The following is a 10,918-nucleotide window of genomic DNA, read 5'->3' as shown; positions in this document are numbered from 1 at the left end:
CTTGCGGGTCTGCTTGCGCTTGCCGGCGTACTCGGCGTCGGCGAAGGTCATCTGCTTCATCAGGTGTCTCGGCGTTTGAGGTTAAGCATTCTGCCAAATCTGGAAGTCTTCTTCAGAGTTTCCCTAGAGGCGGGCAAGCTGGCCGACCTGGTGCTCTGGGCCCCGGCCTTTTTCGGGGTCAAGCCAGCGTTGGTGATCAAGGGCGGGATGATCGCCATGGCGCCCATGGGCGATATCAACGGCTCGATCCCGACCCCGCAGCCGGTGCACTACCGGCCGATGTTCGGCGCCTTGGGCGCGGCGCGCAATGCTACGCGCATGACCTTCCTGTCGCAGTCGGCCGTTGAGCGCGGCGTCCATCAGCAGTTGGGCTTACGTAGCTTGATCGGTGTGGCCAACGGCTGTCGCATGGTGCGCAAGGGCGACATGCTCCATAACGGTCTGTTGCCATTGATTGAAGTGGACTCCCAGACCTACGAGGTACGCGCCAACGGTGAGTTGCTGGTGTGTGAGCCGGCCACGGTGCTGCCGATGGCGCAACGTTATTTTCTGTTCTGAAGGAGCGAACATGATTGTTCTAACGCGTCGGCTGAGTGAAGCCGAGGAGGTAAGCGCCACGCTGACCCTCACCCTCGACACACGGATCAAGAGCCGGGTACGGGTCACCCTCGATGACGGTCGCGAGGCCGGCCTGATGCTTGAGCGCGGCCAGTTGCTGCGCGGTGGCGAGCTGTTGGGTGATGAACAGGGTGTTGAAGTGATTCGCGTGCTGGCGGCAGCTGAGCAGGTGTCGACCGTGCGCTGTGGCAGTCCGTTGCTGTTGGCGCGGGCCAGCTATCACCTGGGCAATCGTCATGTGCCGTTGCAGATCGACGCCGGCTTTTTGCGTTATCAGCACGACCATGTACTGGACGAGATGGTCCGTGGCTTGGGTTTGCAGGTGACGGTGGAACAGGCGCCATTCGAGCCCGAAGCCGGTGCCTACCAGAGTGCGCCGCATAGCCATGCACATAACGATCATCCCTTTGTTCGCGTTGCTCACCATTGAAGTTGATAAGGAAATTATCCATGAACAAGACTCTTGCCCTCGCGTTGCTGCTGGTTGCTGTACCGGCTTTCGCTCATCCGGGCCATGACGCCAACCCGCTGCAGGATGGCTTGCTGCATCCACTGACCGGCCTTGACCATCTGCTGATGCTGCTCGGCACCGGTGTGCTCGCGGCCTTGACTGGTCGTACCTTGACGCTGCCCTTGCTGACGCTCTGCGCCATGTTCGGCGGGGCGTTGCTGGGGCATTTGTTCGGCAGCGTGATCGGCATGGAACAGATGATCATCGGCTCATTGTTGGTGGCCGCTGCGGCGTTGTTGTTACCTGGCCGTCAAATGATGCTGGCCTTGGCCATGCCGCTGTTTGCCCTGTTTCATGGCTGGGCCCATGGTGTTGAAGCCAGTCCGGGCGCGTTCTGGGTGTTCAGCGCAGGCTTTGTCGCGGTCAGCGGCCTGCTGTTGCTGGCGGGCTTTGCCGCTGGCTGTCTGCTGCGCCGTCACAGTGGCTTGCAAAAAGCCTTTGGTGGCGGCTTGCTGGCCGGTGCTGCACTGGTGCTGGCGGGCTGATGAGCAGTGACTTGAGGTTGTTACGTCTGCTGCAACTGGCCAGTCCGAACCTGCCGGTGGGCGGTTTCACCTATTCGCAGGGGCTGGAGTGGGCGGTGGAAGCCGGCTGGGTGCAAGGCGCCGAAGGCTTTCGCTGCTGGCAACGTCAGCAGTTGCAAGACACCCTCGGTTACCTCGACTGGCCGTTGTTGGCGCGCTTGTATCAGGCGTGCCGCGACAATGATGCCGAAGCGTTCGCGCGCTGGAGCCAGTTCCTGCTGGCCAACCGCGAAACTGCCGAGCTGCGCCTGGAAGAGCGCCAGCGTGGTATGGCTCTGGCCCGGTTGCTGGATGGCTGGCAGCTGTGCCAGGCAGCCGAGTGGCGGCCAAGCCTGGCCTTGAGTCAGCTGGGTGGCATGGCCTGGCTCGGAGCGCACTGGGATATTCCGTTGCGCGATCTGGCTCTGGGCCATGGTTTCGCCTGGCTCGAAGGCGCGGTGATGGCAGGCGTCAAGCTGGTGCCCTTTGGCCAGCAGGCAGCCCAGAGCCTGCTGCGCGACCTGTGTGAAGCATTGCCCGAGGTTCTGGAAAACGCCCTGAAACTTCCCGACGATCAGCTAGGGGGTGGATTGCCATTGTTGGCAATTGCCTCGGCCCGTCACGAAACCCAATACACCCGATTGTTCCGATCCTGAGGAAAGCCCTATGCAAAGCTACCAGCAACCCCTGCGCGTCGGGGTCGGCGGCCCGGTCGGCTCCGGCAAGACCGCACTGCTCGAGGCCCTGTGCAAGGCCATGCGTGATCACTATGAGATCGCGGTGGTCACCAACGACATCTACACCAAGGAAGACCAGCGCATCCTCACCGAAGCCGGCGCCCTGGCCCCGGAACGCATCGTCGGCGTGGAAACCGGCGGCTGCCCGCACACCGCCATTCGCGAAGACGCTTCGATGAACCTGGCGGCGGTGGAGGACCTGGCGCGCAAGTTCGGCAACCTCGAAGTGATCTTCGTCGAGAGCGGTGGCGATAACCTCAGCGCTACCTTCAGCCCGGAACTGGCCGACCTGACGGTCTATGTGATTGACGTTGCCGAGGGCGAGAAAATCCCGCGCAAGGGCGGGCCGGGGATCACCAAGTCGGATTTCCTGGTGATCAACAAGATTGACCTGGCGCCCTATGTGGGCGCGTCGTTGGAAGTGATGGAAAAGGATACCCGGCGCATGCGTCCCGAGCGGCCCTGGACCTTTACCAACCTCAAGACCGGGCAGGGTTTGCAGCGGGTGATCGATTTCATTGTCGAGCGCGGGATGCTTGCCCCGCGATAGTTCTCAACTATCACCAAAATGCACCGCCAGCCACACTGTCACCCGTGCGCTGTCAGTCCACTCGACCCGGTGTCGGCAACGGGCCGGGATCTCGAGAAAATCCCCTGGCTGCAGCACCCGTTCACAGCTTTCGTGCTCAAGACGCAGTCCGGCCGAGCCAGTGAGCAGCAACACCCACTCGCCGTTTGGCTGGTCATACCAGAAGCCCGCAGGGCTCGCCTGACCGTGGGAGACAATGCGCTCTATACACAAGCCCGGGCGGGTCAGCAGTTCGTCGAAGTGTTCCTGCGCTGTAGCAGCGGGAAGGGGACTGAACAGATTGTTGAGCATCGCTGCAAGGCCCTCGTCTGGCATCACATTGTGGTTTAAGGTGGCGTCTGCCACTCATGATAGGGAATCATCATGAAACACCCGCTTTTGCAGCCCCTCTGTGTCGCGATGCTGATGAGCACTTGTCTGCCTGCGCTGGCCGCACTGCCCAGCGCCCCGTCCTACATTGACGATAGCGGCTATCCAGAGGCGGCCAAGCAGCGCATCCTGCCGCCAATGTTCGAGCAGAGCCTGGCGAGCATCCGCTACATCGCCAAGGCGGACAATCCGCTGATCACCCAGGCCGAAGCCAGCGGCTTCAAGCAGACCAGCAATTACGAACAGACGCGCGCTTACCTGAACAAGCTGGTCGCGGCTTCCGGGGGCAGCATCGTCCTTCACGATCTGCCGGAAAAAAGCGCCGAAGGCCACCCGATGGTCATGGCCATTGCCTCGCTGGAAGTCGACAAGTCGCCGGCCGGGCTGAACGAGTCGGGCAAGCCGACCATCTTCGTCGAGGCCGAGATTCATCCCGGTGAGGCCAACGGCAAGGATGCCATGTTCATGCTCCTGCGGGACATGAGCAGCGGTGACAAGCCCTTGGCGAGCTTGCTGGAGAAGGTCAACATCCTCTTCATTCCTACCGTCAACATCGATGGCGACTTGCGCCGCAGCGCCTATGGGCGGATCAACCAGAACGGTCCGCAGGAGACCGGTTGGCGGGTCAACGGCCTGAACTACAACCTCAACCGTGACTTTACCAAGCTCGACAGCGCGGAGATTCGCAACGTTGCCTGGGTGTTCAACACTTACGACCTGAGTTTCTTTGCCGACACTCATTCCACCGATGGCGCCATGTATCCCTACGACAGCTCCTACTGCCACAACGGCAACGGCTGGTCACCCGCCAGCAGTGCGTGGATGGACAGCGTCATGCGGGCGCCGGTGTACAAGGCCCTGGAGGCGGACGGACACGTGGTGCACGAGTGCATCAGCCTCAACGACAACCAGGACCCGACCCAGGGCTACTACCCGTACCGCACTGACTATGCGCGGTTCTCCAACCAGTACGGTGACATTCGCAACGTACCCTCGATCCTCATCGAACAGCACGCCTTGCATCCGTACCAGACCCAGGTACTGGGCAACTATGTGATGCTCAAGAGCATGTTCCAGGTGATTGGCGAGCAATCGGCATCGCTCAAGGAAGCCATCCGCCAGGACCGCGAGCGACTCGAGAGCCAGCAGGATGTCGTCCTCACCTGGAAGCCGGGCAAGGCACAGACCGTGCCGTTCAGTGTCGGCGACTATCGCTATGAACAGTCGCCGATCACTGGTGCCAAGACCATCGTCTGGAGCAACAAGCCCAAGCAACTGACTGTGCCGGTGACCGGCAATACCGAGCCAGACCTGGTGACCAAGCGTCCCCGGCAGTACGTGGTACCCGGCCAGTGGCGCGAGGTCATTGCCCGGCTCAAGGCCCATGGCATCCAGATGACCACTCTGGACAAGCCCACGGCGATTGCGGTCACGCTTTACCGAATGGATGAGGTCAAGGTGGCGGGCGGCTTCGAGCCTGATCGCGCGCAAGCCAACCAGATTCCCGGTTACGAAGGGCGTCTGCCGGTCAGCGGTGTGGCCAAGCCCTTCGAGCGGCTGCAGACCTTCCCGGCAGGTTCGGTAGTGATCGACCTTGATCAACCCTTGGGGGTGCTAGCGGTGAACCTGCTGTACCCAGAAAGCCCCGATTCGTTCTGGGCCTGGGGCTTCTTCAACTCGACCCTGGTGGTGGCGGAAGAACCAGAGGAGTACGTGATGGAGCCCATGGCGCGCAAGATGCTGGCCGAGAGCCCTGAGCTCAAGGCCGAGTTTGACAAGAAACTCAAGAGCGACAAGGTTTTTGCCGCCAGCCCCAGTGCGCGCCTGCAATGGTTTTACCAGCGCACGCCGTTTTATGACGTGAATGCCTTTGTCTATCCGGTCGGGGCGGTGTTCTGAAGGCCATTGCGGGTCAAGTAGTGATCGGAGAGAGACCGATGGTGGCGGTTCAAGCAAATGACGCACAGGTGTCGATGGCAACGCTCGAAGCGTTCAACCGGTGTGTGCTGCAGCTGGCCAGCCTTGCCCGTGAGGAGGGTGGTTCGCATTTTATCGCCGACGGCTTGCAGGCCTTTCGTCAACTGGTGCCTTTCGCCTCGGCCTGGTGGGGGGAGATGTCCACCGACGTCGCCAGCACGCCACTGCAGAGCTGGATGCATGGGCGTATCGATCTGCCGGCCTGCTTTGCCGGCGAATGGCACCATGTGGCCGGTTTGGACAGCTTTGCCCAAGACACCTTGGCCAAGCCGGGCAGGGTGATACGCGACAGCGAGTTCACCGACCCTGTCGAGGCGGTCAACGACTTTGCCCGCCGTTACGACCTCTATCACCTGATGAACATCACCTTTGAACTGCCCGAGAGTGGACTGAGCTTCTTTGTCTGCTTATACCGGGGCGTGGATGAGGAAGCGTTCAACACCAGCGAGGATGGTCTGTTTGCCGCCTTCTGCGCACATTTGCTGCAACTCTGGCGCTTTCAGGTGCAGGACATGATTCGCATCGACACCGGCAACGGTGCCAGCGACTTCGGCGTTGCCCGCCTGGACGGCAGTCTGCTGTACGTCGGCGCACGCTTGTGCGCGGCGATACAGCGCGAGGTGCCGGGCTGGAATGGCTCCCTGTTGCCGCCCGCGGTCACTGCACAGCTGCGCCAGGTGCCTTGTGTGATGCGCCTGGGGCGCTGCGCACTGACGCTTAGCCCCAATGCCGAGCATGTGATCCTGTCACTTGAAGCACCGCCCCCTGGCGTGGTGCTGGCGCCTCGTGAACGTACCGCCGCCATGCTGTTCGCCGCTGGCCATTCGTACAAGGAAATTGCCCGGATGCTGTCGTTGAGCCCGGCCACGGTGCGCACCTACCTGCGCAATTGCTATGCGCAGCTGGGGGTCAAGAGCAAGGTGGAGCTGGGATCGGCCTTGCGTTCGGCAGCAGTGGTTGCGGAAAAAACCGCCTGACCCTCCTCATTTGCGGAGGTCCGTTGTTTTGTCGCGCGTTGTAGGGTGGGTCCAGAGCCGATAAAAACAAGAGAGCGTTCCAATGCAACGACTGATTTCCAGCCTGATGGCCGCTACCCTGGCCTTTACTTCGCTGCAGGCAATGGCCGCTGCTGACCTTGTGCTGGTCAACGGCAAGGTGTTCACCGCCGAGCCCGGCCAGGCCCTGATGCAAGCGGTGGCGGTCAAGGACGGCAAAATTCTGCAAGTGGGTAGCGATGCCCAGATCAACGCCCTGGCCGATGCTCACACACAACGTATCGACCTGGGGGGCAAGGTATTGATGCCCGGCATGATCGACACCCATAGCCATCCGGTCATGGGCGCCTTCGCCAACCTCGGCGCCAACCTTGAGGATGAGGTCAAGCCGCTGCCGGAACTTGAGCAATGGATACTCGCCGAGGTCAAGGACGGTCGCGGGCGTGCCGGTGATGTCATCAGCATTGCCGGGGTGAGTTCGGCGTACTGGGAGAAAAGCCGCGAGCTGGGCCAGTTGTTCAACCAGGGGCGTTGGGCGGACCAGCCACTGGTGCTCAGCGGCATCGACGGCCACACCGGCTGGGCCAACAACGCCATGCTCAAACGGGTGAAAATCGATGCGGCTCTGGTCAAGGGTATGTCAGAGCAAGACCGAAGCTATGTAGGCCACGAAGCTGACTTCACCCCTAACGGCTATTTTTCCGAGTCCCGCTGGGACCAGGTACGCAGCCAGATTCCTGCCGCCAGCGAAGAAGTCATGCTCAAGGCCACCCGTGAAGCGGTGCGGATCAACAACCAGTATGGTGTGACCGCCTGGATGGACGCGGCCGCCAACGCAGGCAACGACGATTCGCTGTTTGATTTCAAACCCACCGAACAGAGCTACGGGGTGTTGCCGCTGTACCGTGCACTGGCGCAGAAGGGCGAGCTCAGCGCCCATGTTGCCGCTTTGATGATCGCCAACCCCAAGAGCCGGCCAGGGGACCTGGAAGTACTGGCAACGGTGATGAGAAAGTATGAAGGCGTGCCCAACCTGAGCTTTCCGGGCATCAAGGTTTTCGTCGACGGGGTGCTCGAATATCCTGGGCAGACAGCCGCCGTGCTTGCACCTTACAAGAACAGCCAGAAAGACGGCCAGTTGCTGATCGAACCCGAGCACTTTGGGGCGCTGGTGGCTGCGGTGGAACAGCGCGACTGGATCGTTCACATGCACGCAGTCGGCGACCGTGCGGTACGCGAGTCGCTCAATGGCGTCGAGTACGCACGCAAGCTCAACAGTACCCCCAAGGCTCACAGTATCAGCCACCTGCAACTGGTCGACCCCAAGGACTTTCCACGGTTCAAGCAACTGGGTGTGATCGCTTCAATGCAATTGCTCTGGGCTACGGGAGAGAACTACACCGTGGAGCTGGTCAAACCCTACATCAGTGCTTCGGCCTATAGCTATCAGTACCCGGCGCACTCCCTGCAGCACGCCGGTGCGCTGATTGCCGGTGCCAGCGACTGGCCGGTGTCCAGCCCCAACCCATGGAATGCCATCGCCCAGGCTATTACCCGCAAAGGACCACTGGGCGTGCTCAATGCCAAGGAAAGCGTCGACCGCGAGGTCATGTTCCAGGCCTACACCCTCAACGCCGCCAAGGCCTTGCGCCTGGACCAGCAGATCGGCTCGCTGGCGCCTGGCAAGCAGGCCGGCCTGATCGTGCTTGATCGTGATGTGTTCAAGGTCAGTAACGATGAATTGTTCGAGACCCAAGTGCTGAAGACCTTCTTCGCCGGCAAACAGGTCTACGCCCCCGCGTCCTGACCGCTCTCCCTGACGATGCCTGGCTCCTTGCTCTGCGAGGGGCCCGGCTTCGCCTGCACGAATCTACCCGCACACCAACAACAAGGGTTTTGTGGCGGTCAGTGCCAGCAAGGCGTTCTGATGGCGGTGCGAGACGCTCAGGGCGTGCCCCGCGATGAGGCCTTCAATAGCGTGAATGGCCATTCAAGCATCACGCAACAAGTCATGGGCATCCAGCAGCCGGAAGGCTATTTCAGGCTGGCGTTCCAAGGCCCGCCGGATGGCGGCGGGGATGTTCTGCCGGGTCTTGCGGCATAGGCCTGGCAGTTCTTCGATCTGGATGTTGAAGCCGCGCATGGTCCGCACTTCGTTGTAGCTGGGGCTGATCTGCAGGCGGATACCCAGGTTCTCGTACAGCTTGCGCTGCATGTGCTCCAGGTCTGCCAGGCTCTGCAGGTTTTCCAGGCGTTCGAGCAAGCGCTTTTCTTCCTCACGGGTCAGCAGCAGGATGCGCATGTCCTGCAGCGATTCACGGCCGCAATTGCAGACGCCGGGCGGGCAGGGGGAGCGGGTTGGCAAGGAGGCGTTCATGACCTCCAGCATAGCGATGAGGACGGGCCTTTGCCCAGAGGCGAGCCGCTGCCTGTCATCGGGCGGCTCGCCTGGTGCATGAGGTTCAATCCTGCTTGAGCTTCCAGGTGCCCGGCAACGACAGGTCGCCGGAGCTGATATCCCACACGCTGCTGACACACAACAGCGGGTTGTGCAGGTCGGCGTTGACCTTCAGGGCAGCGGTCACTCCGTCGTAATTGAAGCTCTGCGGGAAGCCCACAGCCGCCAGGGGTACGCTGATCTGCGCAGCGTTCTTGTCCACGCTCAGGTCATAACCGGGGGAGTCGATGTAGATCGGCGCTCCTGGCCAGGTGGCGGGCAATTTCGGTTGTGCTCCTTCGGGTATGTCACGCACCTTGAGCCCGCTCGGGCCGCAGCTTTCATCCTTGCTCAAGACCACCCAGTGGGAATGCCATAGGCCGCCGTCGTTGTCGCTTTTGCCATCGCGGTTTTCATCGAGTTGCGGGGTGTCATCGAAGTCCGGGTGCGAGGTCAGTGCCAGGGCGAGGATCCCGGCCTTGGCCTCGAAGCCGACGCTGCTGCTATCCAGGCTGGTAGGCCAGACATAGCTGTAGACCTCGGCACCGGCAAACGAGCCTTTGGCACTCGGCAGGCGGCTACCAGCCTTGCCGTCGACCAGCTGTTCGAACACCAGGTTGTCGCCTTGCTTGAAGACTCGGGTCTGGACCAGGTCGAAGGCGGCTTCGGCATTGCCCTTGGCGCTGCCGATGCCAGGGCTTTCATGGGCCCAGACCTGGGTGGCGAACAGGCTGAGGGTGAAGGCCAGGGTACGTATCATGAGATGACTCCTGCTGGGGCATGGTTTCGAATCGATACGAAATAGCCTAAGCTCATCCAGGTCTTTGTCAATATAGTTTTTATTCGATACCATCTAACGACATGATCAACCGAGGCCACACACCGTGCTTTTCGACCTGTTGGAAAGGCTGTCGAGCCTGACCCGCGTCTGGTTTCGCCAGCACCCACTGTTGGCTGACCTCCAGCCGATTCAACTCAGCGCCTTGCTCTACCTGGTGCGCTGCAACCGCTATTCCAATACACCGCTGGCGGTTACCGAGTACCTGGGCCTGACCAAGGGTACGGTTTCGCAATCGCTCAAGGCCCTGGAGGCCAAGGGCTTGATCGTCAAGACCCAGGATGTGACGGACAAACGCAGTGTGCACCTGAACCTGACCGAACCTGCCCAGGCGTTGCTCGATGCAGTGATGCCACCGGATTTTCTGGCCGCAGCCTCCGCACGCATGGGGGCTCGTGCTCAGGATCTGGAAAGTTTGCTGGGCGACCTGCTGCGTACTATCCAGCGCAGCGAAAACGTACCCGGATTCGGTCTGTGCAAGACCTGCCGTTTTCATCGCAAGACCGCCATCGGTGGCTTTTGCGAACTGACCCAGGAGCCTCTGACCGCGGCCGAGCGCGAATTGATCTGCCGCGAGCACCAGCTCGCCGAACTGACGGAGTAATGCCGATGAAGCTTGAAACTGTCCTGACCGGCAAGGCCGTGCCCTTTACCCGGCCAGGAACCAACAGTGCTATCGCCAAGCAGCCGCGCAGCGGCGAACTGGCCGTGACTGAACTGGGCCTGACCGGCGACGAGCAGGGCGACTTGCGGGTACACGGCGGCAAGGACAAGGCGATCCACCATTACCCTCGCGAGCACTATGCGCTGTGGTCTGCCGAGTTGGGTGAGCACCCGTTGTTGCAAGCGCCCGGCGCTTTCGGCGAAAACCTCAGCACCTACGGCTGGACCGAGCAGACGGTATGCCTCGGCGATCGTTTGCGAGTGGGCACCGCGTTGCTGGAAATATCCCAGGGGCGTATGCCGTGCTGGAAGCTAAATGACCGTTTCGGGGTAAAGGATATGTCGCTGCGCGTCCAGCAGAGCGGTCGTACCGGCTGGTATTACCGGGTGCTGGAGGAGGGTGTGTTGGCGGCGGGGGCGTCGTTCGAACTGCTGGCCCGTCCCCACCCACAATGGTCGGTGGCGCGGCTGTCGGCTGTGCTGTTCGATAAGCGAGTGGACGCTGAGGTCATTCGCCAGTGCCTGGAATTGCCATTGGTTGCGTCTTGGCGGCGGACCCTGGAGCGTCGCTTGGAAAAGACTGAAGTGGAAGACTGGTCGCCACGCCTGCAGGGGGCACAGATGTAAGTATGCGACTATCGCGGGGCAAGCCCGCTCCTACAGGTCCCGTAGGAGCGGGCT

Annotated in this window: 12 protein-coding genes and 1 pseudogene; 10 read left to right on the top strand and 3 right to left on the bottom strand. The window is 61.4% G+C overall.

Translation table 11 applies throughout. From position 1 onward, the window contains the following. Window positions 1-120: 120 nt before the first annotated feature. From ureC to ureG, 5 genes and pseudogenes are all read left to right on the top strand, one after another. Window positions 121-558: pseudogene (gene ureC / locus ACRESH_RS23685) on the top strand (urease subunit alpha); the annotation flags it as partial. A 10-nt stretch (window positions 559-568) separates the two neighbouring features. Further along, the gene (gene ureE, locus ACRESH_RS23680) at window positions 569-1,048 is read left to right on the top strand and encodes an urease accessory protein UreE (RefSeq protein WP_431744257.1); all 480 of its coding nucleotides are present in this window, start codon (window positions 569-571) and stop codon (window positions 1,046-1,048) included. A 20-nt stretch (window positions 1,049-1,068) separates the two neighbouring features. Then, complete coding sequence (locus tag ACRESH_RS23675) at window positions 1,069-1,614, top strand: HupE/UreJ family protein (RefSeq protein ID WP_431744256.1); 546 nt, start codon at window positions 1,069-1,071, stop codon at window positions 1,612-1,614. Beyond that, window positions 1,614-2,288, top strand: coding sequence for an urease accessory protein UreF (locus tag ACRESH_RS23670; RefSeq protein WP_431744255.1), 675 nt, complete (start codon window positions 1,614-1,616; stop codon window positions 2,286-2,288). Before ACRESH_RS23675 ends, ACRESH_RS23670 begins: the two co-directional genes overlap by 1 nt. 10 nt (window positions 2,289-2,298) lie before the next feature. Beyond that, the gene (gene ureG / locus ACRESH_RS23665) at window positions 2,299-2,919 is read left to right on the top strand and encodes an urease accessory protein UreG (protein ID WP_431744254.1); all 621 of its coding nucleotides are present in this window, start codon (window positions 2,299-2,301) and stop codon (window positions 2,917-2,919) included. A gap of 3 nt (window positions 2,920-2,922) precedes the next feature. On the opposite strand, the gene ACRESH_RS23660 is transcribed toward ureG, so the two are convergent. Then, window positions 2,923-3,249 (bottom strand): cupin domain-containing protein, encoded by a 327-nt coding sequence (locus tag ACRESH_RS23660; RefSeq protein ID WP_431744253.1) that lies wholly within the window; start codon window positions 3,247-3,249, stop codon window positions 2,923-2,925. 72 nt (window positions 3,250-3,321) lie between these two features. Here ACRESH_RS23660 and ACRESH_RS23655 point away from each other — a divergent pair, with 72 nt between their 5' ends. The 3 genes from ACRESH_RS23655 (at window position 3,322) to ACRESH_RS23645 (ending at window position 8,106) form a co-directional block, all read left to right on the top strand. After that, the gene (locus ACRESH_RS23655; protein WP_431744252.1) at window positions 3,322-5,226 is read left to right on the top strand and encodes a M14 family metallopeptidase; all 1,905 of its coding nucleotides are present in this window, start codon (window positions 3,322-3,324) and stop codon (window positions 5,224-5,226) included. 74 nt (window positions 5,227-5,300) lie between these two features. After that, window positions 5,301-6,281 carry a response regulator transcription factor gene (locus ACRESH_RS23650; protein ID WP_431744251.1) on the top strand — a complete coding sequence of 327 codons (981 nt, stop codon included), beginning with the start codon at window positions 5,301-5,303 and terminating at the stop codon, window positions 6,279-6,281. Window positions 6,282-6,363: 82 nt separating this feature from the next. Continuing rightward, window positions 6,364-8,106 carry an amidohydrolase gene (locus ACRESH_RS23645; RefSeq protein ID WP_431744250.1) on the top strand — a complete coding sequence of 581 codons (1,743 nt, stop codon included), beginning with the start codon at window positions 6,364-6,366 and terminating at the stop codon, window positions 8,104-8,106. 183 nt (window positions 8,107-8,289) lie between these two features. Here the strand turns inward: ACRESH_RS23645 and ACRESH_RS23640 are convergent, their stop codons facing one another. Together ACRESH_RS23640 and ACRESH_RS23635 are read right to left on the bottom strand one after the other, a co-directional pair. Next, complete coding sequence (locus tag ACRESH_RS23640; RefSeq protein ID WP_431744249.1) at window positions 8,290-8,676, bottom strand: hypothetical protein; 387 nt, start codon at window positions 8,674-8,676, stop codon at window positions 8,290-8,292. Between the two features lie 85 nt (window positions 8,677-8,761). Next, on the bottom strand, window positions 8,762-9,496 hold the full coding sequence (locus ACRESH_RS23635) for a hypothetical protein (protein ID WP_431744248.1): 735 nt from the start codon (window positions 9,494-9,496) through the stop codon (window positions 8,762-8,764). Window positions 9,497-9,620: 124 nt separating this feature from the next. Here ACRESH_RS23635 and ACRESH_RS23630 point away from each other — a divergent pair, with 124 nt between their 5' ends. Next, window positions 9,621-10,178: a MarR family winged helix-turn-helix transcriptional regulator gene (locus tag ACRESH_RS23630; RefSeq protein ID WP_431744247.1), complete on the top strand. Its 558-nt coding sequence runs from the start codon at window positions 9,621-9,623 to the stop codon at window positions 10,176-10,178. A gap of 5 nt (window positions 10,179-10,183) precedes the next feature. Continuing rightward, window positions 10,184-10,864 carry an MOSC domain-containing protein gene (locus ACRESH_RS23625; protein WP_431744246.1) on the top strand — a complete coding sequence of 227 codons (681 nt, stop codon included), beginning with the start codon at window positions 10,184-10,186 and terminating at the stop codon, window positions 10,862-10,864. Window positions 10,865-10,918 lie beyond the last annotated feature (54 nt).

Origin of the sequence: Pseudomonas sp., assembly GCF_050739775.1 — a bacterium.
Taxonomy (GTDB): Bacteria; Pseudomonadota; Gammaproteobacteria; order Pseudomonadales; family Pseudomonadaceae; genus Aquipseudomonas.
This window is presented reverse-complemented; position numbering and strand designations above follow the sequence as displayed.